Annotated in this window: 24 protein-coding genes; 7 read left to right on the forward strand and 17 right to left on the reverse strand. The window is 63.2% G+C overall.

The window, feature by feature from the left end; genetic code table 11:
* Positions 1–137 precede the first annotated feature (137 nt).
* The 3 genes from IVB05_RS35180 to IVB05_RS35190 form a co-directional block, all read right to left on the reverse strand.
* A complete protein-coding gene (locus tag IVB05_RS35180) occupies positions 138–575 on the reverse strand; it encodes a hypothetical protein (protein ID WP_247780564.1) in 438 nt (145 codons plus the stop codon).
* A gap of 67 nt (positions 576–642) precedes the next feature.
* Positions 643–1,815 carry a crosslink repair DNA glycosylase YcaQ family protein gene (locus IVB05_RS35185; protein ID WP_247780565.1) on the reverse strand — a complete coding sequence of 391 codons (1,173 nt, stop codon included), beginning with the start codon at positions 1,813–1,815 and terminating at the stop codon, positions 643–645.
* A gap of 80 nt (positions 1,816–1,895) precedes the next feature.
* Complete coding sequence (locus IVB05_RS35190) at positions 1,896–2,126, reverse strand: hypothetical protein (RefSeq protein ID WP_247780566.1); 231 nt, start codon at positions 2,124–2,126, stop codon at positions 1,896–1,898.
* Between the two features lie 745 nt (positions 2,127–2,871).
* Between IVB05_RS35190 and IVB05_RS35195 the strand changes: the two genes are divergently transcribed.
* Positions 2,872–3,504: an OmpA family protein gene (locus IVB05_RS35195; protein ID WP_247780567.1), complete on the forward strand. Its 633-nt coding sequence runs from the start codon at positions 2,872–2,874 to the stop codon at positions 3,502–3,504.
* A gap of 87 nt (positions 3,505–3,591) precedes the next feature.
* Here IVB05_RS35195 and IVB05_RS35200 read toward each other — a convergent pair whose 3' ends face one another.
* Together IVB05_RS35200 and IVB05_RS35205 are read right to left on the reverse strand one after the other, a co-directional pair.
* Positions 3,592–5,223 carry an ATP-binding protein gene (locus IVB05_RS35200; protein ID WP_247780568.1) on the reverse strand — a complete coding sequence of 544 codons (1,632 nt, stop codon included), beginning with the start codon at positions 5,221–5,223 and terminating at the stop codon, positions 3,592–3,594.
* Between the two features lie 121 nt (positions 5,224–5,344).
* The gene (locus tag IVB05_RS35205; protein ID WP_247780569.1) at positions 5,345–6,607 is read right to left on the reverse strand and encodes a phospholipid carrier-dependent glycosyltransferase; all 1,263 of its coding nucleotides are present in this window, start codon (positions 6,605–6,607) and stop codon (positions 5,345–5,347) included.
* A 306-nt stretch (positions 6,608–6,913) separates the two neighbouring features.
* Here IVB05_RS35205 and IVB05_RS35210 point away from each other — a divergent pair, with 306 nt between their 5' ends.
* Together IVB05_RS35210 and IVB05_RS35215 are read left to right on the forward strand one after the other, a co-directional pair.
* Positions 6,914–7,573 (forward strand): FecR family protein, encoded by a 660-nt coding sequence (locus IVB05_RS35210; RefSeq protein WP_247780570.1) that lies wholly within the window; start codon positions 6,914–6,916, stop codon positions 7,571–7,573.
* A gap of 2 nt (positions 7,574–7,575) precedes the next feature.
* The gene (locus IVB05_RS35215; protein WP_247780571.1) at positions 7,576–8,718 is read left to right on the forward strand and encodes a hypothetical protein; all 1,143 of its coding nucleotides are present in this window, start codon (positions 7,576–7,578) and stop codon (positions 8,716–8,718) included.
* 113 nt (positions 8,719–8,831) lie between these two features.
* Here IVB05_RS35215 and IVB05_RS35220 read toward each other — a convergent pair whose 3' ends face one another.
* From IVB05_RS35220 to ggt, 8 genes are all read right to left on the reverse strand, one after another.
* Entirely contained in the window at positions 8,832–9,320 is a 489-nt protein-coding gene (locus tag IVB05_RS35220; protein WP_247780572.1) for a VOC family protein, read from the reverse strand.
* Positions 9,321–9,355: 35 nt separating this feature from the next.
* Entirely contained in the window at positions 9,356–9,778 is a 423-nt protein-coding gene (locus IVB05_RS35225; RefSeq protein ID WP_247780573.1) for a VOC family protein, read from the reverse strand.
* 127 nt (positions 9,779–9,905) lie between these two features.
* On the reverse strand, positions 9,906–10,643 hold the full coding sequence (locus tag IVB05_RS35230) for an enoyl-CoA hydratase-related protein (RefSeq protein ID WP_247780574.1): 738 nt from the start codon (positions 10,641–10,643) through the stop codon (positions 9,906–9,908).
* 44 nt (positions 10,644–10,687) lie between these two features.
* A complete protein-coding gene (locus tag IVB05_RS35235; RefSeq protein ID WP_247780575.1) occupies positions 10,688–11,206 on the reverse strand; it encodes a cupin domain-containing protein in 519 nt (172 codons plus the stop codon).
* Positions 11,207–11,360: 154 nt separating this feature from the next.
* Positions 11,361–12,341, reverse strand: a complete 981-nt coding sequence (locus tag IVB05_RS35240) for a D-2-hydroxyacid dehydrogenase family protein (RefSeq protein ID WP_247780577.1) — start codon at positions 12,339–12,341, stop codon at positions 11,361–11,363.
* Positions 12,342–12,366: 25 nt separating this feature from the next.
* Entirely contained in the window at positions 12,367–12,825 is a 459-nt protein-coding gene (locus IVB05_RS35245; protein WP_247780578.1) for an FKBP-type peptidyl-prolyl cis-trans isomerase, read from the reverse strand.
* Positions 12,826–12,889: 64 nt separating this feature from the next.
* On the reverse strand, positions 12,890–14,173 hold the full coding sequence (locus IVB05_RS35250) for an FAD-dependent oxidoreductase (RefSeq protein ID WP_247780579.1): 1,284 nt from the start codon (positions 14,171–14,173) through the stop codon (positions 12,890–12,892).
* A 72-nt stretch (positions 14,174–14,245) separates the two neighbouring features.
* Positions 14,246–15,832 (reverse strand): gamma-glutamyltransferase, encoded by a 1,587-nt coding sequence (gene ggt, locus IVB05_RS35255; protein ID WP_247780580.1) that lies wholly within the window; start codon positions 15,830–15,832, stop codon positions 14,246–14,248.
* Between the two features lie 204 nt (positions 15,833–16,036).
* Here ggt and IVB05_RS35260 point away from each other — a divergent pair, with 204 nt between their 5' ends.
* Together IVB05_RS35260 and IVB05_RS35265 are read left to right on the forward strand one after the other, a co-directional pair.
* Positions 16,037–16,789, forward strand: coding sequence for a rhodanese-related sulfurtransferase (locus IVB05_RS35260; protein WP_247780581.1), 753 nt, complete (start codon positions 16,037–16,039; stop codon positions 16,787–16,789).
* Positions 16,782–16,997 carry a SlyX family protein gene (locus tag IVB05_RS35265; RefSeq protein ID WP_108522139.1) on the forward strand — a complete coding sequence of 72 codons (216 nt, stop codon included), beginning with the start codon at positions 16,782–16,784 and terminating at the stop codon, positions 16,995–16,997. The genes IVB05_RS35260 and IVB05_RS35265 overlap by 8 nt, the downstream gene beginning before the upstream one ends.
* Positions 16,998–17,005: 8 nt before the next feature.
* Here the strand turns inward: IVB05_RS35265 and IVB05_RS35270 are convergent, their stop codons facing one another.
* Positions 17,006–17,227, reverse strand: a complete 222-nt coding sequence (locus IVB05_RS35270) for a hypothetical protein (protein ID WP_247780582.1) — start codon at positions 17,225–17,227, stop codon at positions 17,006–17,008.
* Positions 17,228–17,363: 136 nt separating this feature from the next.
* Here IVB05_RS35270 and hemE point away from each other — a divergent pair, with 136 nt between their 5' ends.
* Complete coding sequence (gene hemE / locus IVB05_RS35275; RefSeq protein WP_247780583.1) at positions 17,364–18,410, forward strand: uroporphyrinogen decarboxylase; 1,047 nt, start codon at positions 17,364–17,366, stop codon at positions 18,408–18,410.
* Positions 18,411–18,547: 137 nt separating this feature from the next.
* Here hemE and IVB05_RS35280 read toward each other — a convergent pair whose 3' ends face one another.
* The 3 genes from IVB05_RS35280 to IVB05_RS35290 form a co-directional block, all read right to left on the reverse strand.
* Positions 18,548–20,161 (reverse strand): choline dehydrogenase, encoded by a 1,614-nt coding sequence (locus tag IVB05_RS35280; RefSeq protein WP_247780584.1) that lies wholly within the window; start codon positions 20,159–20,161, stop codon positions 18,548–18,550.
* 86 nt (positions 20,162–20,247) lie between these two features.
* Positions 20,248–21,030, reverse strand: a complete 783-nt coding sequence (locus IVB05_RS35285) for an enoyl-CoA hydratase (RefSeq protein WP_247780586.1) — start codon at positions 21,028–21,030, stop codon at positions 20,248–20,250.
* Entirely contained in the window at positions 21,027–21,467 is a 441-nt protein-coding gene (locus IVB05_RS35290; RefSeq protein WP_247780587.1) for a MarR family winged helix-turn-helix transcriptional regulator, read from the reverse strand. Before IVB05_RS35290 ends, IVB05_RS35285 begins: the two co-directional genes overlap by 4 nt.
* A gap of 208 nt (positions 21,468–21,675) precedes the next feature.
* Between IVB05_RS35290 and IVB05_RS35295 the strand changes: the two genes are divergently transcribed.
* A complete protein-coding gene (locus IVB05_RS35295) occupies positions 21,676–22,404 on the forward strand; it encodes a GntR family transcriptional regulator (protein ID WP_247780588.1) in 729 nt (242 codons plus the stop codon).
* Positions 22,405–22,438: the final 34 nt, after the last annotated feature.

Raw genomic sequence — 22,438 nt, forward strand, 5'->3', positions numbered from 1 at the left:
GTGGTCATCATTTCGTGATGGGAAATGGGGTTAAGAGGTAATTGCTTTCCTTAGAACCAATGGCGGCGGGACGATGGAGCGCAGCGAAATTCGGGCTATGCGGCTACTTCGCTTGCTCGGCCGAAACCCGCCGTTATTTATCCGGAGCGTCGAGCTTTCTTGCGCGTCTTCGTAGGAATGCTCTTCTTGGCACTCCTCGCGACCTTCCGCGCAAGACCGGACTTCTTGTTGTTCGATTTCTTGCTGGCAGCCTTCTTGGCCGTATTCTTCGAGCTCCGGGCCTTTGTCGTCCTTGCCTTGGCCGCTCTGGCTTTTGTTGCCTTGGCTGCCGGCGCGCTGCGCCGCTTCTTTGCCGCGCGCTTCCGCCGTTCGGGCGCGGAAGCAACCGGCGGCACCATCAGCGGATCGGAAACGAGGCCATCGGCGGCGAGCGGCACATAGGCCGCCGCGCGTTCGTCGGCTCTCAACGCCGGCTCGTCCGTCTTCAGCGCCTGGCTTGCGGCTTCCGTCGCGGTGCTGGCGATGCCTTTCACCGTCTCGGTGAGCTTTTCCAGAATCGATTTGTCCTTGTCCATGTCGTCTCCCTCAGCTTCCTGACATGGAACTAACCGGTCCGGCGGTGCCGGGTTCCTGAACGAAACCCTACTCCGCAAGCTGAAACCGCTCGAAGCGATCCAGCTCTTCCTCGATGCGGCGCTTGTAATCCTTGCGCGAGGCCCGCGCCGCGCCCTTGCCGACCCAGCTCCATTTCTGCATCAGCAATTTCCTGTTCTGGCGGTCGGTCTTCAGGTCGATGGCCGCGACGATGTCTTCGCCGACCAGCACCGGCAGCGCGAAATAGCCGAACAGGCGCTTCTCTTTCGGCACATAGGCCTCGAAGCGGTGGCCGTAATCGAAGAACAATTCGGTGCGCTTGCGCTGGATAACAAGCGGATCGAATGGCGAGAGGATGTGCACCGGGCCATCGCCCGCATCTGCCGGCGGGGTAGCCTCCAGCACGTCCGGCCGGGCCCAATGCTCCTGCTTGCCGGCGCCTTCGAGTGCGACCGGCACCAATTCCCCGCGCCGCACCCGCGCCTCGATCAATCGCCGCACCGCTTCCTTGCTCGGCGCGTCGAGATGGCAGATGGAATCGAGGCTGACGATGCCTTGCGAACGTAACGCGCGGTCGAGCAGGTAGGCGGTGATTTCCGCCGACGCTGCCGGCTTCGGCGGCCTGTCCCAGCCGAAATGCCGCGTCATCAGGTCATAGGTCTTGAGCATGCCGGTGCGTTCGGAGATCGTCACCTCGCCGGTGTAGAAGGCAAGCTGCAGTGCCCGCTTCGAGGGTTTGCGGCTCTGCCAGAGATGTTCCTTCTCGGTCAGAACGTCGTCCTCGATGTCGCGGATGGTCAGCGCGCCGTCGCGCCGCAACAGCCGCATCACCTTGCGGGTGTCCTCCGGCTTGACGGAAGCAAACCATCGGTGGCCCTCGCGCCGGTGCTCCCGCATCGCCGGGACGAAGAAGCGAAAATCCTTCGCCGGAACATAGGACAGCGCGTGCGTCCAGTACTCGAACACGCTTTTGTCGGCGCTCTGGGCCTGGCGCAGGTCGGCGCGGGCATAGGCCGGGATGCGGCTATAGAGAATGTGATGATGGCAGCGCTCGATGACGTGGATGGTGTCGATCTGCACATAGCCGAGATGGTCCACCGCCGCCGCCACCGCCTGCGGTCCGGCGCCGAACGGCGCGTTCGTATCGAGCCGCTGGGCATGCAGCCAGATTCGCCGGGCCTCGGTCTTGGTCAGGGGGCGGAGTTCAGTCGCGCGGGGCATTGCGCGGCAATGTAGCGGGATTCGCGCGCGGGGGGAGTCCTTAAGGTTCCGCGATCGCCGGCTCGCGGCGCGAACTCACCTCACCGCTTCGGCCGCTCTCCCACGCTGCCGGTTGCGATTTCGGCCTCGCAGGAGGCGCGGCCGGCCTGGGGCGCATGGCATTTGTAGACGTGGCCGGTGAGGCGATCGACCAGCCACGCGCTCTCCTCCGTCGGGCTTTCAAACCCGACGTAGCGGCTGCCGAGCGCGTTGATCAGCGTCGACAGCAAAATTGCAGCGGCGATCATCGCCGCCCCGATCAGTGTTGGCATTGAACTTCCGGAACCAGCAGGCTCCGATGCGCTGGTACGATAACCCTGGTACTCACGCTGACGCTTGACTGACTGTAACACCCGCTCCGCCCGTTTGGTTGCCCCGAACGAATTCTTCTTCAGATTTTTTTGTGAGTAGATTTGCTAGGCGCGCATCTGGCCGATTTGTTGTCCACAGATCGGCGCTGGCGCGACGGCACACAGTTTTTCTTTTCTGAAGTCAGCGGCGGAAGTGATGCGGCGGTCGCTTGTCCCGTAAGACTCCGGATGCCAGCCCGCACCGTCCCGTCACTTGCAGTGCGTCCTGCTGCGGAGCATTGAGATCGCCGCGCCACGCAGCGCGAGTTGCCTCCACCGAACTTGCCGGAAGCCCCGATGTCGAAGTCGAGGCCGGCCGGGCGGCGCCCGACATCGCGGCGGCAGGTTGTGGTTGAGACTGAGACGGTTCCGGCCTGGGTTGCGTCTGCAGGAAGGCGACGCGCCTCCGGTCGCTGATCGAAAGGGTGATTCAGATCACGCAAGCAAGATTGGATGATTGGTCTACCGAAGATGCCGCGAGACGCAAAATCACGGCGTATCGGCTTCAAACACCCCTGCGATGCCGGCTCAACGCCAGCCCTAGTCGGAAAGCTGGCGTTATTAATGTGACTTGAATCACATTACCCACTTTGAACCCGTCCTATCCTCGCAGCATCAAAACGTCATGCACGCCACTTTGCAGGCGTTAACAGTGAGGATTAAGACAATGACGCGCTTTCTTTCCATCATGACTATCGGCGCCGCGCTGTCGATGACGGTGGGCCTGGCTGTCGCCGGCGACACCGTCTCGGCCGACAAAATCCTGGACGCCCTGAAGCCGAGGCCGGGCGCGACCCGCGGCCTTTCGACCGGCGCGCAGCAGCCGGTGGACGCCGCCGTACAGGCCAAGGAAGTCGGCTTCGTCAACACGCTGCGCAACCGCAAGACGCGGTCGCTGTCGCTCGGCGAGCGCCAGGAAATTGCGGAACTTGCCGCGAGCAAGCCGAAGATCGATCTCGAAATCCAGTTCGACTACAACTCGGCCGACATCAGCAAGGGCTCGGTGACCGCCGTGCAGGAACTCGGCAAGGCGCTCTCCGATGCGAGCCTGAAGGGTTCGACCTTTGTGGTTGCCGGTCATACCGACGCGATCGGCGGCGAGGCGTATAATCAGGATCTCTCCGAACGTCGCGCCGACACGATCAAGAAGTACCTGACCGAGAAGTACAGCATCACCGGTTCCAACCTCGTGACCGTCGGTTACGGCAAAACCAAGCCGAAGGATGCGAATGCGCCGATGGACCCGGCCAACCGCCGCGTTCAGGTCGTCAACATGGACACCAAGACCGCGTCGAAGTGAGGTCTTGAACGTCAATCCGCCTGCCGCTTTGCGGCAGGCGGATTGTCTATTGCAGACGGGAAGAACGACGCGCCGGCTCGTCTGGCTCTACGACTTGTCGAGAATTTCCCTGATCTTTGTCGCCAGCAAAGCCTGGGTGACGGGCTTCTGCAGCAGCGACACGCCGGGATCCAGCCGGCCCTGATGCACGATTGCATCCCGCGAATAGCCGGTCATGAACAGGACCCTCAGGCCCGACTGGCGATGATGCAGCTGATCAGCCAGCTCGCGGCCGTTCAGGCCTGGCATCACGATGTCGGTCAGCAGCAGATCGATCCGGAACGGATTGGCGTCGAACAGCGCCAGCGCGGCCCCGCCGTTCGCCGCCTCGCGAACGCGGTAGTTCAGGTCCTTTAACGTCTCGACCAGATACGACCTCACATCGCATTCGTCCTCGACCACCAGGACGGTCTCGCTCCCCGAACTGCCGACCAGCGGCGCCTCGCTCTGTCCGACGGTCTCGGGCGCGGCGGCGGCGCGGGGCAGGTAGATCCTGATTGTCGTTCCGTGCCCAACCTCGCTGTATATCTTGATCTCGCCGCCGGATTGCTTGACGAAGCCATAGACCTGGCTCAACCCGAGGCCGGTGCCCTGCCCCGGTTGCTTGGTCGTGAAAAACGGATCGAACGCCTTCTCCTGGACTTCCCGCGGCATTCCGGAACCGGTATCGCTCACCGCGATCAATACATATTGCCCGGCCGGCACGCCTGCGTTCTGTTGCCGATAGCCCTCGTCGACGGAAACGTTGCTGGTCTCGATCTTCAGCTTGCCGCTGTTGGCCATAGCAACCGAGATCTTGGCATTCGCGGCGTTCATGGCGTCTTTGGCGTTCACGACAAGATTGAGAATCGCCGCTTCCAACTGGCTCGAGTCGACCTCGATCTGCCATAGGCCGGCTCCTTCCACGACTTCGAGTTCGACGTTCTCGCCCAGCGTACGCCTGAAGAAATCCGACATGCCGGCGATCAGTTGACCGACGTTGGTCAGTTTGGGATCGAGCGGCTGCCTCCGCGCAAACGCCAGCAGGCGCTGCGTCAACATCGCCGCGCGCTGCGCGCCGTTCGCGGCGTTGGCGATCACCCGCGTCAACCGCTCGCGCGCGGCCTCGCTCCACGTCTGCAGGCAGCGATCGGCGATCTCGAGATTGCCGCTGATGATCGTGAGCAGATTGTTGAAATCGTGCGCCACGCCGCCGGTCAATTGTCCGATCGCTTCCATCTTCTGCGATTGTCGAAGCATGTCTTCGGCTTCGCGCCGGTACATGCCTTCCTGCGCCAGGGCCACTTCGGCGGCGCGAAGCTGCGACGGCGAGGGCAGCGCCAGCACCTTCGGCAACAGCGGCCACAGCATCGCCGCGGTCACGATCGACGCCGCCGCAGTCATCGCCTTGACGATGCCTTCGATGCCATAGACCGGATACCAAAGCGTGACGATCGACATCACGTGGCCGACGCCGCACGCCATGATGAAAAGCGCGAACGCCCAGAACACCCATCCGAAGTCGACGTCGCGGCGTTTCGAGACGAAGATCGACAGCGCGATGGGGATGGAAAAATAGGCGGAGGCAATGACGACGTCCGACGCAACATGCAGCCAGATCAGTTGCGGTTCCCACAGCAGGCATATTCCGTGCGGTGCGAACATCGATGAATCGAGTAGACGTTCGAAGAAGGCCCACATGCCAGTCGTTCCTTTGAGCGGGAATCCGACAAGACTCAACGCAACGACGAATCTACGGCGAGCCAATGACCCGTACAAGTCGACTTGCCAGGTAACTACTCGTTAAGCGTCTTGGGCGGTCTCAGATCCAGTTCTGGAAGATCATCAGGCGGCTGAACGTCGCCATCGAGGTACCTATGAACGCGGCCGATATCGGCAACATTGCCGCAAAACCGGCAAAACCGACCGCAACATAGGCCCATAGCAGCCATCCCGGCATGCTGCCGCGTTTCAAGGCATAGACCAGCGCAAGGCTCGCCGTGGTCGCCGCCGGCAAGTAATAGTAAATAAACCCTAACGTTCGCGGCAGCAGCGCCCAGGCGAGATAGGGACCGAAGTAGAACGCCAGCACCAGAAATGCATCCGCCCGCCGCGTCGCGATCCAGTCGCGCAGGCAGATCGCGACCGCAATCAGCGCCGGCCACAGGATCAGCGGGTTACCGAGGAAGACCACGGCGGCGATCCGGTCGTCGCCGATCTTGTCGAAGAGATACCAGACCGGGCGCACCAGGAACGGCCACGACGGCCATGAACTCATATAGGTGTGGCCCGCGATCGCGGTCGTGGTGTTGTCGCGGAAGATTCGCCGTTGCGCTTCCAGGATATCCGACACGGAAAATCCGTACAGCGGAATGAACGTCGCGAGATAGACGGCGGCCGGAATCAAAATGAAGCACGCCGCGAAGTGCCAGGCCTTGAAGCCGGGCCAGAGATCGGGCCGGTACCAGTCATCGGGCCGGGCGTCAGCGAATTGGGTGCGCCAGCTTTGCATCAGGCGGATCACGGCGACGATGACGATGCAGACCGCGAGCACGAACAACCCGCTCCATTTGCAAGCGATCGACAGGCCGAAGCCGATCCCGGCTAGCGCGAACCACAGATGCGGCAGTTGCTTTCGAAAGCCATGCATAAACGCCGCGATCGCGAACAGGCTGAAGGTCAGCGCGAAAATATCCAGCATCGCGATCCGCGATTGCACGAACAGCATCTGGTTGAAAAAGGCGAGCAGGCTCGCTGCAATGGCCGGCCCTTGCGCCGCGAACAGCGCCAGGCCGCACAGATACACCGCGACGATGGCGAGCGATCCGAACAATACGCCCGGATAGCGCCAGCCCAGCGGTCCGTCGCCGAACGAGTGGATCGACAGCGCGATGAACTGCTTGGCCAGCGGCGGATGCATCGGGTTGAGCATCGGCTGTGGCATCCCCGGCTCGAGCATCTGCCGCGCCGCCGGCACGTAATGCACCTCGTCGAAATAGAATTTCTCCGGCGTGGTGACGCCGATCAGCATCGCGAAATGCGCGAGAACAAAAAGCACTGCCGCGACGATGCCCGTGCGCATCATCGAGTGGGACAGAACAGAATGTGATGGGGCTAATGGCTTCACGGACAATCTGGCGCGGAATCAGGGGCTGGATGACATTGCGGCAAAACTGAGTGTGATGGCTCCATATTTTTATGTCCATCGCGTTGAACGCATTTCGATTCCGCAATCACTAACCGTCGGGCGAGTAGGCCACGCAAGTGATAATTCTGCCACATCGCACGCGCGCGCGATCCGGTGCGATGTCGGGATAAATCGATCGGCTTTGAAATGAATTTCTGTAACTGCTTTCGTTTGCTATTTGCATCAATTGGCCTGGTAACTGCGTTGGCTGCTCCTGCGTATGCGCAAACGCGCGTCGGCGAAGCGGCCGTCGTCAAGAATGAAGTACTCCGCGTTGCCGGACCTTCGACCATTCAGATCAAGGTCGGCGATGGACTGGTCCGTGACGAAACCGTGCGCACCGGGATCGACAGCGCAACGCGGCTGGTGATGGCCGACAGCACCAACCTCTCGCTCGGACCCAACGCGACGCTCAAGCTCGACCGCACCGTTTTCGACGACGAGCATCACTATCGCGAAGTCGCGGTGCGCATGACCTCGGGTGCGTTTCGTTTCGTCACCGGCCATTCGGACAAGGCCGCCTACAAGATCACGACGCCGCTGGCGACCATTGGCGTGCGCGGCACCACGCTCGATATCCTGTCGCAGCGCGGCCAGACCATCGTCAACCTGCAGGACGGTGCGGCCTCGGTCTGCACGGTCAGCTTTGAATGCATCCAGCTCACCCGGCCCGGCGACACCGCCATCATCACCTCGGGTGGCGGCGGCAGATCGACGATCAAGAAGACCAACAACCCGCCATGGACGTTTGCCGCGACCTGCAGCGCCGCGGCCGGGCTTTGCAGCAAGACGCATTATGCCGACGCGGCGCCCGTCATCGTCGATGACGGCAGCGATCCCACCGGCATGCTGTGCGGGCGCTGACCATGGCAAATTTCACTCGCGGCGTTCTGTTATCCGCAACGCTCTTTGTCGCGCTGCTCGCGACGCAATCGTCGCCCGCGTGGGCGCAGTCGCCATCGCCCTCCCCGACGCCGCCGGAAGAGTGTGTCGAGTGCTATCCGCCGACGCCAACGCCGAACCCATCCCCCACTCCAACGCCAACGCCGTCGGCTTCGCCGACGCCGACGCCAAGCCCGACATCGACACCAAGCACCAACGCGCCGCCGGCGGCTGGGCCAGGTTCGAGCGCCGGATCGATCAACGACCTGGCCGGACAGCGCTTCAACCAGATGATCACCAACCGCGTGCTCGGCAACGTGCTGCTGGGGGTCAACGAGCAGGTCAATTGCAACGATTGCATCAGCGCGTTCGGTTCGGCGGGTTCGTTCTCGGCCGGCATTCACGGCCGCAAGAACCTGACGCCCAATCTGTCGCTGCTCGCCGGCATCGCCTATGCCCAGTACAATGAAGGCGGCTATCGCGTCACCAGTTCGCCGATCGGCGCGTTCGCGCTGCGTTACGATTTCGTCGACTGGGGATCGTCGCGGCCGTTCTTCGATATTGGCACCATTCTGTCGCCATTCCAGAAGGTGCGCTACTCGCGCAGCTACACGACGAGCCTCGGCGCGGTATCGCTCGAAAGTTCGACCACGAGCGAGAACTACGCCGTCTACGGCCGCGCCGGCTGGATGAGCCGGCTGTCGCCGCGCGATGAGGTGGCGGCGTCCGTCGAGGTCTGGCAGCTATGGCAGCGTGTGAAGGGCTACATGGACCCCGCCACAGCCTTCAATCCGTTCGACGCCTCGATCGCCACCGGCACCGACCGCACCAACCTCGTCAAGGTCGGCGGGCAGTGGACGCATCTGTTCGGCTCAAGCGTCGAGGCCAATATCAACTGCGGATGGGTGCAATCCTTCGGGACGCGCTCCGGCATCGTCGCCAGCGTGACCGGCGACGGCACCATCGTGCCCACGATCGGCAACCAGGGCTGGTTCGAATATGGCGGCCGGCTCGGCTTCCGCATCACCAAGGGCTGGGTCGCCGACCTCTTCCTCAACGGCACCGCCGGCCCGCAGCCGGTCGGCAACACGCTTCACGGCGGCGCGGGTTTGAGGATCAGTTATTAGAAATGTAGGGTGGGCAAAGGCGCTTTGCGCCGTGCCCACCATCTCTCGGCAGACCGTCATCGTGAATGGTGGGCACGGCGCAAAGCGCCTTTGCCCACCCTGCGAAACCTGCGCTACGCCGCGCTCTTGCCCTCATACGCCTGCTTCAAGCTTTCGACATCGAGCTTGACCATGCCCATCATCGCCTGCATCGCGCGCTGCGCCCCGGCTGTATCGGAACCGCCGATGTATTTCATCGCCGCGGTCGGCACGATCTGCCACGACACGCCGTAGCGATCCTTCAGCCAGCCGCATTGCACGGCCTTGCCGCCGGCCGCCAGCAATGCGTCCCAGAGCCGATCGACCTCGGCCTGATCGGCGCAGTCGATCTTGAACGAGACGGCGTGGGTGAAGTCGAATGGCTTGTTGCCGTTCAGCGCCATGAACCGCTGGCCGGCCAGCGTGAATTCGACCACCAGCACCGAACCGGCCTTGCCGGCAGGACTATCAACGGTGTTCTTTTGGACTTTCTCGATCCGGGAATCGGGCAGCAGTGAGACGTACAGGTTTGCGGCCTCCTCGGCCTCGCTGCTAAACCACAGGCAAGGGGAAATCTTCGACATCGGGAGAACTCCGGGTTGTCACAGGTTTGAAATGATCAGGCTTGGGCCATGGCGGATTGCGCGGCAGCGACATCCATCCACATCACTTCCCAGTGGTGCCCATCAGGATCTTCGAAGCTGCGGCCGTACATGAAGCCGTAATCCTGCTTCGGACCCGGATCGGCGCCGCCGCCCGCGCCCTGCGCCTTTCCAACCACATTATCCACCGCGTCGCGGCTGTCGGCGGAAAGGCAGATAAGGACCTGGCTGGTGGTTTTGGCGTCGGCGATTTTCTTCGAGGTAAACTGCCGATACTTGTCGTGGGTCAGCAGCATGACGTGGATGGTGTCGGAAAACACCATGCAGGACGCGGTATCATCGCTGAATTGCGGGTTCTTTTCGCCGCCGATCGCCTGATAGAAGGCGGTCGAGCGGGCGAGATCGCTGACCGGCAGGTTGATGAAGATCATTTTGGCCATAATGGGGTTCCTTTTCGAGGGGCTCGAGCCAAGGACGAACCCGCGGAGACGGATCCGACATCCCTTTTCAAATTTTTTCAGGCAGCGAAGCGGCGTGCCGTCGCCGGCATCCGGCGGCGAATGGCCGCTATCGGCCCTTGAAGTCGGGTTTGCGCTTTTCGGCGAACGCCCTGACGCCTTCCTTCAGGTCATCGCTGTCCCTGACCGCATCGAGCAGCCGGCGCACCTCGGCAACCCCTTCCAGCGGCCCCTTCGGCATGGCGTCGCGGGCCAGTTTCTTCAGCGCCCGCACCACCAGCGGCGCGTTGGCGGCGATTTTGGCCGCCATCTCCTGGGCGAGTGCGACGTGCTGTCCCTTCGGCGCGACCTTGTTCACGAAGCCGATCTGGTAAGCACGCTCCGCCGACATTTCCTCGCCGACCAGGAGAAACTCCATGGCGATCTTGTGCGGCATCCGCGCCATCACCGAAGAGATGCCGCCGGCGGTGGTGCCGATCTTGCCTTCGGGGTAGATGAAGCGCGTCGTCTCCGATGCCACGCACATGTCCGCCATCTGCACCAGCACGAAGGCGCCGCCGACGACCCATCCGGATGTCGCGGCAATAACCGGCTTGTCGAGTTCGACCCCAAGGCCGGGCACCGCGTGCCACATGTTGACGGGAAGATCCCTGACGTCGGCGCCCACCGAAAAATACTTCTCTTCGGATGACGCAAGCACCGCAACACGGTCGTCGCTTTCGTGAAAGCGGAGCCAAGCCGCGCGCAGCTCGTCGCACAGGGCGTTGTTGAGCGCATTGTGCGCCGAAGCGCGATCCATCGTGATGGTAGCGACGTGGCCCGTGCTCTCGTAGCGAACAAGCTTCATGGCATTCCCCGCGACATCCGCACGATGGCGCTAATCGTTGTTTTTTACTTCTTCTCGGCGGGATCGCGATGCACGGGATCGATCCACAGCACGGTCTCCGGCTTTTCCACCGGCTCGATGTCGAGGTTGATGGCGACCGCCTCGCCGTCACTGCGCACCAGCACGCATTCCAGCACCTCGTCGCGGCTGGCATTGATCTCCTGGTGCGGCACGTAGGGCGGCACGAAAATGAAATCGCCGGGACCGGCTTCGGCGGTGAACTGCAGGTGCTCGCCCCAGCGCATCCGCGCCTTGCCCTTCACGACATAGATGATGCTTTCGAGATGGCCGTGATGATGCGCGCCGGTCTTGGCGTCAGGCCGGATCGTCACGGTACCCGCCCATAATTTCTGAGCGCCGACGCGGGCGAAATTGATCGCGGCCTTGCGGTCCATGCCGGCGGTTGAGGGCACGTTGGGATCGAGCTGATTGCCAGGAATGACGCGGACGCCGTCATGCTTCCAGCGTTCGTCATCGCCGTGCGAATGATCGTGATCGTGGGAGTGGTCGTGCGTACCGGTCATTGTGCGCCTTCTCGAAATATCGTTCGACCGAACGGTATCGAAAACCGGGGCTGCAAACCAGAGGATTAAGGCAGCCGGCGGCGCATGGGCGTCCCGGTTTTCGTCATGGCCGGGCTCGTCCCTCGCCCATCCACGCCCCGGCGCTGGCTGCGCATCAGCACCGTCTGGACATCACATCCGGATTGACGACATTCGTCGGCGTGCCCGCGGCATAGGCCAGGATCTGGTCGAAAATATCCGTGAACTGGATTTCGTATTCGTCGCGCGAGACGTAGCCGAGATGCGGCGTGCAGACGACGTTGTCCATGGTCAGGAGGGGATCGTTGACGTCCCGGAGCGGTTCCTTTTCATAGACATCGATCGCAGCCATGCCGGGCCGCCCAGCGCGCAGCGCATTGACCAGCGCGTTGGGCTCGATCAACGGCGCGCGGCTGGTGTTGACCAGCAGCGCCGAGGGCTTCATGCGCGCGAGATCTTCCGCCTTGACGATGCCGCGCGTGGCGTCGACCAGGCGCATGTGGAGCGAAAGCACGTCGCATCGTCCGAAGAAATCAGCCTTGCTGGCGGCGGTCTCGTAGCCGTCGGCACGGGCCTTCGCCATGGCCGGTTCGCGCGCCCATACCAGCACGTTCATGCCGAACGCCTTGCCGTAGCCGGCGACGACGGCGCCGATCCGCCCGTAGCCATAAATGCCGAGCGTCTTGCCGCGCAGCGTGTGGCCGACGCCGATCTGCCACTTGCCGGCCTTGAGCGCCGCCATCTGCTGCGGAATGGCGCGCATCGCCGCCAGGATCAGGCCCCAGGTGAATTCGGCGGTCGCATAGGACGGCGTATCGGCGTGCTGGCTGGATGACACGACAATGCCGAGCCGGGTGCAGGTGTCGATGTCGATATGCGGAAAGACACTGCGCTGGCTGATCAGCTTCAGTTTCGGCAGGCGCTCCAGCAGGGCGTTGCGAATCTGCGTGCGTTCGCGGATCAGCACCAGCGCCTCGGTGACGCGCAGCCGTTCCGCCAGCACGTCAACGTCCTGGACGTGATCGTTCCAGATGGTGACGTCGTGTCCGGCCAGCTTGCCGAAGCAGTCGAGGGTGCGCAGCGTGTCGAAATAATCGTCGAGGATCGAGACCTTCACGATGCGCCTCCCCCGTTGCGCGCGGTTACTTCACCGCCAGCAATTCGACGTCGAACATCAGCGTGGCATTCGGCGGAATGAGGCCGCCGGCGCCGCGCGCGCCATAACCGAGTTCAGGCGGAATGATCAGCGTGCGCTTGCCGCCGACCTTCATGGAGGCGACGCCCTCGTCCCAGCCGCCAATCACCCGGCGCTGGCCGATCGGAAACTCGAACGGCTCGTTGCGGTCCACGGAGGAGTCGAACTTCTTGCCCTTCTGGCCGTTCTCGTAGAGCCATCCGGTATAATGCATGACGCAAGTCTGGCCGGACTTCGGCGATGCGCCGGTGCCGACCTTGCTGTCGATGATCTGCAAGCCTGATGCTGTGGTCATGGGTTTTCCTGCGGTCTGGGCCGAAGCCATCCTGATGGCAACGGGCGTGGAAATCGCGGCCGCCACGGCGGCACATGCGGTCCGGATGATCGTGCGTCGGGAGAAGCGCATCTTTGTACCTCGTTCGAGAGACCGACGTCTCTAGCCCAAGGCGGCCTGTTTCGATAGCCATTTTTCAGCCGCCAGCCATGTCGCCATCGCGATCGATCGCGAAATCGCGCAGCAATGGCGGGGTTTTTCCGGCGATCAAGTCGCCGATCAGCCGCGCGGCAAGAAAGCTGAAGGTGATGCCGTTGCCGCCATAGCCGTAGGCCGCATACATGCCTTTGGCGCCGGGGACCGGGCCGATCAGGGGCAAGCCATCGGACGTCGTGCCGAACGTGCCGGCCCAGCGAAACTCGATGTCTGGCTTTGCGGCAGGCCAGAGCGCCGCGAGCCGTTGCGCGAGCGCGCGCGATTTTTCGGGAATTAGGCGGTCGCGCGGCTCCGGTTCGACGATTTCGGTGCTGTCCTCGCCGCCGACAATAATGCGTCCTGCATGCGTCGTTCGTGCGTAGAGATAGTTCGTTGCATCCTCCCAGATCAGCACGCCGTCGCTCCAGGCATTTTGCGGCTGTGGGGTCGTCGCAGTCGCCCAACTCGATGACACCGTGTGCACGGTGGAGCGAACGATGTCGGGCATGACATAGCCGGTGGCAAGAACGACGGCGCGCGCCTCGATCTCGCGATCGTTGGCAAGTCCGACATTGACCGAGCGCCCAGCGGCATCGAATGCGACGGCTTCTGCCTCGAACAACCGCGCACCGCGGGCAACGGCAGTCCCTAGCATGCCATGCGCGAGTCGCACGGGATCGGCATCGGCCGCGCCTTGGGAGACGATCGCTCCGGCACGCGCAAAGCCAAAGCTGTCGAGCAATGTGCCGTGGTCGAGAAAATCGCCTGGCAGGCCGGCCCGCGTACGGTAACAATGTTCTTCGATGAGACTGGCACTGCTTTCGTCGGCCGCAAGATAGAGCGAATTTTTGTCCCGCATGTCGCAGGCGATGCAGAGTTGTCCGACCAGCGATTTCAGGCCGGCGACGGCCTCGAAGCTGGCGCGATAGGCCCGCGCCGCTCGCTCGAAGCCATAGGCTTCGCTCAACTGCCGCAACGGCCGATCGATTTCCCACAGCAGCATCGAGGTCGAAGCCGCGGTGCTGCCGTGCCCCGGCAACTCGCGATCGATGATGACCACGTCCAGGCCTTGCCGCGTCAGGCGCTCGGCGACGAGCGATCCCGTAATCCCGGCGCCGATAACGAGCGCGTCGCATTTGAGATTGTCGCGCACATAGAGGCGCGAAGGGTGGCCTGAGTTCGCAAACCACGGCGAGCGGCCGCCGCGCAGGTCGGCCTGTTCGGAATCATCTGAATCGAGAACGCTGATCGCAAACCCCTGACAACAGGCGGCCGTCCACTGCAATGTGAACGGCTCCGCTTCATCGCTTTAACGAAAGCGACGGCCCGTTGTTCCGGTGGCTGACGGCGCGAAGGCTCAATAGCCCAGCGCGCAACCGTCCTTGCGGGGATCGGAGCCGCCGGTCAGCGTGCCCTTGTCCCAATCGATCCAGATCGCCTGGCCGCCGCCGAGCGGGCCGACCACGCTGGTGGTCTTGTGGCCGATCTTCTTCAATCCCTCGACGATCTCGGCCGGCACGCTGTCCTCGAGCTGGTAGAAGCCCTCGTAATGCAGGCCGCGCGGCATATCGATGGCCTCCTGCACGTCGCAGCCATAGTCGAGGATGTTGGTCAGCACATGGCTTTGACCCACCGGCTGATACTGGCCGCCCATCACGCCGAACGGCATCACCGCGCGACCGTTTTTGGTGGCAAGGCTCGGAATGATAGTGTGCAGGGGGCGCTTGCCCGGCGCGATGCAGTTGGGATGGCCGGGCTGGATCCGGAAACCGCCGGCGCGGTTCTGCAGCAGGATACCGGTCTTGTTGGAAACGATCGCCGAGCCGAATGAATGCGCGATCGAGTTGATAAACGAGCAGACGTTGCGGTCCTTGTCGACCACGGTGATGTAGACGGTGGACGGATTCATTGGCGGCGCGACGTTCGGCAAATCGAGCAGCCGGTCCATCCTGATGTTCTTGATGTGCTCTTCGGCAAATTCCTTCGCGAGAATGCCGGCGACGTCGACATGAACCTGCTGGGGATCGCCGATATATTGCTCGCGCATCAGGTAGGCGATGCGCGCGGCTTCAGCCTCGAGATGGAAGCGTTCGATGCTGAGCGGAGCAAATTTGGTCAGATCGAAGCGCGAGAGGATGTTCAGCATCACCAGCATGGTAATGCCCGGGCCATTCGGCGGGCACTGCCAGACGTCGTGCCCCTTGTACATCGTGCCGATCGGCGACGTGGTTTCGGTCGAATGCGCGGCGAAATCTTCCAGCGTGTGCAGGCCACCGATGCCGCGGAGCGTCTCCACCATGTCGGCGGCGATCTCGCCGGTGTAGAACGCGTCGCGCCCGTTCTTGGCGATCGCACGCAGCGTCTTGCCCAGTTCCGGCTGATGAATGATGTCGCCGGCCACCGCCGGTTTTCCATGCGGCAGCAGATATCGCTCGGTGTTGGTGCCGTTCTTCAGTTTCTCGAACTGGTTCTTCCAGTCGAAGGCGATACGCGGCGCGACAATGTAGCCTTCTTCAGCGGCCTTGATGGCGGGCTGCAGCAGGGTGTCGAGCCCCATCTTGCCGTGGTCGCGCAGGATCGTGTCCCACGCATCGATCGCGCCGGGAATGCTCACCGAATGGGCCGACGTCAGCGGCACCGAGTGGATCTTGCGCTCCAGATACCATTCGACCTTGGCCGCCATCGGCGCGCGGCCGGAGCCGTTATAGGCGACGATCTTGCCCTCGCCCTTCGGCTGGATCAGCGCGAAGCAATCGCCGCCGATGCCGGTCGATTGCGGCTCGATCACCCCTAACAGCGCGCAGGCCGCCACCGCGGCGTCCGCCGCCGTGCCGCCCGCCCGCATCACGTCGATGGCGACAAGCGCGGCGTCTGGGTGCGACGTCGCCACCATCGCGTTCTGGGCATGGACCGTGGAGCGGCCGGCGAAATGGAAATTCCTCATCGCGAGTGCTTTCTTTTCAGCGCTTTTTCAATATTTCTTGGGCATCCCGCTGGGGACGATCGGGTGGGCTTACAGACGGTTCTTTGGCATATTCATCCCCAACTGGGCAATGGCTGGCATGCCAAGGTCCCGCGGTGGCAATACGCGGAATACGCAGGGCTTTACGGGGTTTCCCCTGCCCGGCCTGCCTGATAAACGGTCGCCATGCCGCTCAAGGTCGCCGCCCTCTACCAATTCGCCGCACTGCCGGATTTCCGGGAGCTGCGTGAGCCGCTGCGCGCGCTTGCGGCCGGCCATGGGATCAAGGGCAGCGTGCTGCTGGCGCATGAGGGGATTAACGGCACCGTTGCGGGCGGCGACGAAGCGATCGACGCGTTCGTCCAGGAGTTGCAGCACGGCACCCTCTTCGGTGGCCGGCTCGACAGTCTCGAACTCAAGTTTTCAAGCGCTTCCGAGATGCCGTTCCAGCGGCTGAAGGTCCGCCTGAAAAAGGAAATCGTCACGCTCGGAGATACTGCTGTCGATCCGACGCGGCAGGTTGGCACCTATGTCGAGCCGTCGGACTGGAACGAACTGATATCAGCACCCGACACGCTGGTGATCGATACCCGCAACGCCTTCGAGGTGGCGATGGGCACGTTCGAAGGGGCGGTCGATCCCGGTCTCAAGAGCTTTGGCCAGTTCAAGGAATTCGCCGCGCAGCAACTCGACCCGGCGAAGCACAAGAGGATCGCGATGTTCTGCACCGGCGGCATCCGGTGCGAGAAGGCCAGCGCCTATCTGCTGGCGCAAGGCTTCAATGAGGTCTACCACCTCAAGGGCGGCATCCTGCGCTATCTCGAAGGCGTGCCGGAAGAAGAGAGCCGCTGGCGCGGCGAATGCTTCGTATTCGACGAACGTGTGGCGCTGGGCCACGGGCTGCGGCAGCGACGACCGAACGATGGCTCCCATGAGTGATGCCGACGACTTAAGCGAGCGCATTGACGCGCTGGAAATGCGGCTGACCTATCAGGACGTGACCATCGAGACGCTGAACCAGACGATCACCGCGCAGTGGGTTGAGATCGACAGGCTGACGCGCCAGGTTGCCGAACTGAAAGAGCGCCTTCAGGAAGCCGAAAGCAACGCGCCGGGTCCTGCGAACGAGCCGCCGCCGCATTACTGAGATTTGCGTCAGCGGAAGACGGCGCGGACCTTGTCCCACAGCGTTTCGCTTGCACGATCGCCATCGGCTTTCGACGGTGCAGGCTGCGCGGCGCTCACGGGGTCGGACGCCGGAAACGTATCCACCAGCCCGGCCTCGAGCTTTTCGTGGGTCTCCCGATCGGCTTTCTGCGCTTCACGGGGATCTTCGGCGTGCTTGTCATGCGCCGCAGGATTGAATTTCTGAGCCATCGGGGACCTCCATGGATGAGATAACGGCGCGGTTTTACGCCAGTTCCATATTTCGCTCCGGTATCCCTCCTTGGCCCGGGAGGAACCTGCGTGTATCAGAGGCGCAAATCTCCGCCGTCCCGCAGGAACCTTTAGATTGTCCCAGAAATCCGCCGTGAAACCTTTTATCGAAGTGCTGTCCGGCCGCAGGCAGAAGGTGCCGCCTGCGTGGATGATGCGCCAGGCTGGCCGCTATCTCCCCGAATATCGCGAGCTACGCGCCAAGGCCGGGAGTTTTCTCGACCTCTGCTTCACGCCGGAATATGCCACCGAGGTGACGCTGCAGCCGATCCGCCGTTTCAACTTCGACGCCGCGATCATCTTTTCCGACATTCTCGTGATCCCCTACGCGCTCGGCCGCTCGGTGCGCTTCGAGGCCGGCGAAGGCCCGCGGCTCGATCCGCTGGACACGCCGGAGCAGGTGACCACGCTGGCTCGCGATGCCGATTTCGGCAAGCTCGAGCCGGTCTATGAGGCGCTGCGTCGCGTGAAGCGCGAACTCGCGCCTGAGGTCGCGCTGATCGGCTTCTGCGGCGCGCCGTGGACGGTCGCAACCTACATGGTTGCGGGACAAGGCACGCCGGATCAGGCGCCGGCGCGAATGATGGCCTATCGCCATCCCGAAGCGTTCGCTGAAATCATCGACGTGCTGGTCGAGAACTCGATCCAGTATCTGCTCGGCCAACTCGAGGCCGGCGCGGACGCGTTGCAGATATTCGACACGTGGGCCGGCGTACTGCCGCCGCGCGAGTTCGAGCGCTGGTCGATTGAGCCTGCGAAACGCATCGTCGCGGGCGTGCGCGCGAAAGCGCCTGACGCGAAAATCATCGGCTTTCCGCGCGGTGCCAGCGCCATGCTGCCGGCCTATGTGGAAGCGACCGGCGTCAATGCCGTCAGCATCGACTGGGCGGCCGAGCCTTCCATGATCCGCGAGCGCGTGCAAAGCCGCGTCGCGGTTCAGGGAAATCTCGATCCGCTGGCGCTGATCGCGGGCGGTGCGGCGCTGGACCGCGCCGTCGACGACGTGCTGGCGAACTACGCAGCTGGACGGCTGATCTTCAACCTCGGCCACGGCATCCAGCCGGAAACCCCGATCGCCCATGTCGAGCAGATGCTGAAGCGGGTGCGGGGGTATAAGGGGTGACGTCTGACACCGTCGTCATGCCCGCGAAGGCGGGCATCCAGTAATCGCCGGCCGCAGTTTGAATCGAGATGTCACGGCGTACTGGATCATCCGCCTTCGCGGATGATGACAACGGTATTTGCCGCGGGCGGCGTGCCTTACCGCGCATCCTCCAGGATCATATCGGACGCCTTCTCCGCGATCATGATGGTCGGCGCGTTGGTATTGCCCGACATCAGGTCCGGCATAACAGACGCATCGACCACGCGCAGGCCTTCGATGCCGCGCACGCGCAAGCGCTGGTCGACGACGGCGAGCGCATCGCTGCCCATGCGACAGGTCGAGGTCGGGTGATAGACCGTGCTGCCGGTGCGGCGGCAGAAATCCAGCAACTCGTCGTCGCTCTGCACCTTCGGACCGGGATCGACCTCCGCGACTGCGTAGGCCTTCAGCGCGGGTGCTGCGAGAATCTTGCGCAGGATGCGGATGCCGTCGATGAAGGCGCGGCGATCGGTTTCTGTTGCGAGATAGTTGATGCGGATTTCCGGCGGCACGGAAGCATCGGCGCTCTTGATGCGCAGCGAGCCGCGGCTTTCGGGGCGCAACTGGCAGACCGATGCGGTGAACCCGGAAAGCGCGTGAAGCTTCTCGCCCATCTTGTCCGTCGAGAACGGCAGGAAGTGAATCTGAATATCGGGCGAGGCCAGCCGCGGACTGGTCTTGAAGAACGCGCCCGAAGTTCCGGCGGCAATCGTCAACGGCCCCTTGCGCAAGGCGGCGTACTGAATGCCCGCCATCACCCTGCGTACCGGATTGTTGACCACGTCGTTGAGCGTGACCTTCTGCGCACAGCGCGTAATCAAGCGCACCTGCAAGTGATCCTGCAGATCGTTGCCGACGCCCGGCGCGTCGAGCACGATCTCGATGCCGTGCTGCTTCAACAAGTCGGCCGGTCCCACGCCGGAGAGCTGCAGCAGCTGCGGCGAGTTATACGCGCCGCTGGAGACCAGGATTTCCTTGCGCGCCCGCGCGGTGCGCACGCGACCGTCCTGCTTGTATTCGACCGCCTTCGCGCGCCGCCCTTCGAACAGTATGCGCTGCGCCAGCGCCGAAGTCTCGACGTGCAAATTGCTGCGGCTCTTCGCCGGACGCAGATAGGAGAACGCCGTGCTGGCGCGGCGGCCGCGCCTTGTCGTGGTCTGGAAAAATCCCGCGCCTTCCTGGGTTGCGCCGTTGAAATCGGGATTGGTCGGAATGCCGGTCTCGGCGGCGGCGACGACGAAAGCCTCCGACAGCGGGTCGGCGTGACGCCAGTCGGAAACCGGCAGCGGGCCGCCGCTGCCGTGGTATTTGTCCGGACCGCGCTGTTGGTTCTCGGCCTTCTTGAAATAGGGCAGCACGTCGTCATAGCCCCAGCCGGCATTGCCGCGCTGACGCCAGCGATCGTAATCCTCGTGCTGGCCCCGCACATAGAGCAGGCCGTTGATCGAGCTCGAACCGCCGAGCACTTTTCCGCGCGGCTGGAACACCTGCCTGCCGTTCAAGCCCGGCTCGGGCTCGGTCTGGTACATCCAGTTGACGGATTTCTCCTTGAACAGTTTTCCATAGCCGAGCGGCACGTGGATCCAGAGATTGCTGTCTTTCGGTCCGGCCTCCAGCAGCAAGACAGAATGCTTGCCGTCGGCGCTCAGGCGATTGGCGAGCACGCATCCGGCCGAGCCGGCGCCGACGATGACGTAGTCGAATTCGGCAGCTTCATTGTTCTTGTTCATTTGTTTCCCCGCACGCAACCCGAGAGAGGTAGCGGGGCCGTCACGGGCGGTCAATTGCCTCCCGGTCGCGGGCGGGGAGAAAGCGGTTACGCCGGCTGTTTTGCGAGTTTCAGGAAGTCCGGCGGCCGGCGTTCGGCGAACGCGACAAAGGCCTCGCGCGCCTCGGCGGTTTTCAGGCGTGCCGCGAACTGCTCGCTTTCCGCCTTGATCTGCGCCATGAGAAGCTCCGGATTGCGCATCAGACGTTTCGTCGTGCTGACGGCACCCGCCGGCTGTTTCGCCAGCCGGGATGCCAACGCCTTCGCTTCAGCGTCGAGTTTGTCGAGCGGCACCACCCGGTTGGCGATCCCCCACGCAAACGCGGACCTGGCATCGACGGCGTCACCGAGCGCGAACATTTCGAAGGCGCGCGCATAGCCGATGCGGAGCGGCATCAACAGGCTGGAAGACGCTTCCGGCACCAATGCGAGATTGACGAACGGCGTCGACAGCAGCGCGTTCTCGGCCAGCACGACCAGATCGCAATGCAACAGCATCGTGGTGCCGATGCCGACGGCGCGCCCCTGGACGGCGGCGACCAGTGGGCGGCTCGATTTGGCGAGCGCCTGCAGGAAACGGCCGACATGCCGCTCGCCCTGAACCGCGCCTGTCGCGATGGCGGCGAACTCGCCGACGTCGTTACCTGCGGTGAACATGTCGCCCTCGCCGCGGATCAGGAGGACGCGGACGGATGGATCGGTCTCCGCGCCTTCGATTGCGTTAGCCAGCGCGCCGTACATCGCATTGGTCAGCGCATTCTTCTTGTCGGGGCGGGCCATCGTCAGGCTCAAAATCCCGTCGCTCTTCTCGATCTTGATATGCTCGGTCATTCGTCTTCTCCTCTGGGAAATCTGATTTGCATGGTGGTGAGCCAGCGCGCGACGGCGTCGATCTCGGCGTCCGTAAATCCGTCCGTGAGGCGCGCGTTGACCTCAGCGAGCCCCGCTTTCGACTGCGCCATCGCCGCGCGACCGGCCGGCGTCAGCCAGAGACGCCATGCGCGCCCGTCATCCGGATCGGCCCGCCGCTTGATCAGGTTCGCCGCCGTCATCCGGTCAACGAGCCCGCTGATGCCCGGTGGTCCGAGATCGAGCGCCGCGCCCGCCTCGCCCATCAACACGCCATCGCGCCGACCCAGAATGAACAGCAAACCGGACTGAGCTGCCGTTACCCCGCTGTGCTGGGTTCGCGCCGCCATCCAGCGCTGCAGCCGGCGCTGCGCAACGTTGAGCAGGAACACCAGGCGATGCTCGCGACGTGCGGTCATCAGAAAACCGGGCCAGGGATTTTATTTCGCATGCGAACTATCTACGTTAGCGCCGGACCATTGTCACCATGATTTCTGAATCCTGATCCCCGACAAACGGCGCCGGGGCGCCGCAGCCAGATTAGAAAACTGAAGCATTACCAATGCGCTAGAAGAAAAATCGATTTTCGATTGACGCTTTCAGGTTCCCTCGCCAATCTGCGCCGCCATGAGCAGCATCGGGTTGAGTTTTGGTGAGAACCCTGCCGGCGAACGGCCGCGAAGCCTGACATCCGCCGTTCAGGAGCGGCTGCGCGCGGATATTCTTTCGACTCGGCTGTTGCCCGGCCAGAAGCTGCATATCGCTGGGCTCGCCAAGCAGTTTTCGGTCAGTCTCGCCGCGGTGCGCGAGGCACTGTCGCGGCTGGTCGCCGACGGGCTGGTGCAGGCCTCCGACCAGCGCGGCTTTCGCGTCAGCCCGGTATCATCAGCCGACCTTCGCGACGTGACGCAAACCCGCGTCGATATCGAAGGGCTGGCGCTAAGGCGCTCGATCGAGCGCGGCGACGCGGCATGGCTTGCCTCGGTGGAGAAATCGTTCGCGGCGCTGTGCGCCGTTCCCCACACCTATCCCGACGATCCGACGCATCACTATGAGGAATGGGTGGTGCGGCACCGCGTCTTCCACCGCACGCTGGTGAACGCCTGCGGCTCGCAATGGCTGCTCGGCTTTCGCGATGTGCTGCACGAGCAGAGCGAGCGATATCGGCGGCTCGCGATCCGGCGCAACAGCGAAAAATCCCGCAACGTCGAGGCCGAACACGCGGCCATCGTGCGGGCCACCCTCAAGCGCGATGCCGATGCCGCGGTCGCGGCGCTCTCGAAGCATTTCATGACGACCATGCACCTCGTCGAGCTCGCCACGCCGAAAACATTCGGAGGTGGCGACACCGCCTGACCGCTCGAAGACCAAACCAATCAAGAAAAAAGCA

It is taken from the genome of Bradyrhizobium sp. 170, from assembly GCF_023101085.1.
In the GTDB taxonomy this organism is placed as follows: domain Bacteria; phylum Pseudomonadota; class Alphaproteobacteria; order Rhizobiales; family Xanthobacteraceae; genus Bradyrhizobium.

Bases quoted from the DNA above. Each gene is read 5' to 3' on its own strand.
- IVB05_RS35245 (WP_247780578.1), bottom strand. From the start codon at position 12,825: ATGCGCTTCTCCCGACGCACGATCATCCGGACCGCATGTGCCGCCGTG.
- IVB05_RS35280 (WP_247780584.1), bottom strand. From the start codon at position 20,161: ATGAACAAGAACAATGAAGCTGCCGAATTCGACTACGTCATCGTCGGC.
- IVB05_RS35295 (WP_247780588.1), top strand. From the start codon at position 21,676: ATGAGCAGCATCGGGTTGAGTTTTGGTGAGAACCCTGCCGGCGAACGG.
- IVB05_RS35230 (WP_247780574.1), bottom strand. From the start codon at position 10,643: ATGAAGCTTGTTCGCTACGAGAGCACGGGCCACGTCGCTACCATCACG.
- IVB05_RS35190 (WP_247780566.1), bottom strand. From the start codon at position 2,126: ATGCCAACACTGATCGGGGCGGCGATGATCGCCGCTGCAATTTTGCTG.
- IVB05_RS35180 (WP_247780564.1), bottom strand. From the start codon at position 575: ATGGACAAGGACAAATCGATTCTGGAAAAGCTCACCGAGACGGTGAAA.
- ggt (WP_247780580.1), bottom strand. From the start codon at position 15,832: ATGAGGAATTTCCATTTCGCCGGCCGCTCCACGGTCCATGCCCAGAAC.
- IVB05_RS35235 (WP_247780575.1), bottom strand. From the start codon at position 11,206: ATGACCGGTACGCACGACCACTCCCACGATCACGATCATTCGCACGGC.
- IVB05_RS35205 (WP_247780569.1), bottom strand. From the start codon at position 6,607: ATGATGCGCACGGGCATCGTCGCGGCAGTGCTTTTTGTTCTCGCGCAT.
- IVB05_RS35185 (WP_247780565.1), bottom strand. From the start codon at position 1,815: ATGCCCCGCGCGACTGAACTCCGCCCCCTGACCAAGACCGAGGCCCGG.
- IVB05_RS35265 (WP_108522139.1), top strand. From the start codon at position 16,782: ATGAGTGATGCCGACGACTTAAGCGAGCGCATTGACGCGCTGGAAATG.
- IVB05_RS35220 (WP_247780572.1), bottom strand. From the start codon at position 9,320: ATGTCGAAGATTTCCCCTTGCCTGTGGTTTAGCAGCGAGGCCGAGGAG.
- IVB05_RS35290 (WP_247780587.1), bottom strand. From the start codon at position 21,467: ATGACCGCACGTCGCGAGCATCGCCTGGTGTTCCTGCTCAACGTTGCG.
- IVB05_RS35200 (WP_247780568.1), bottom strand. From the start codon at position 5,223: ATGTGGGCCTTCTTCGAACGTCTACTCGATTCATCGATGTTCGCACCG.
- IVB05_RS35215 (WP_247780571.1), top strand. From the start codon at position 7,576: ATGGCAAATTTCACTCGCGGCGTTCTGTTATCCGCAACGCTCTTTGTC.
- IVB05_RS35260 (WP_247780581.1), top strand. From the start codon at position 16,037: ATGCCGCTCAAGGTCGCCGCCCTCTACCAATTCGCCGCACTGCCGGAT.
- IVB05_RS35195 (WP_247780567.1), top strand. From the start codon at position 2,872: ATGACGCGCTTTCTTTCCATCATGACTATCGGCGCCGCGCTGTCGATG.
- IVB05_RS35285 (WP_247780586.1), bottom strand. From the start codon at position 21,030: ATGACCGAGCATATCAAGATCGAGAAGAGCGACGGGATTTTGAGCCTG.
- IVB05_RS35270 (WP_247780582.1), bottom strand. From the start codon at position 17,227: ATGGCTCAGAAATTCAATCCTGCGGCGCATGACAAGCACGCCGAAGAT.
- IVB05_RS35225 (WP_247780573.1), bottom strand. From the start codon at position 9,778: ATGGCCAAAATGATCTTCATCAACCTGCCGGTCAGCGATCTCGCCCGC.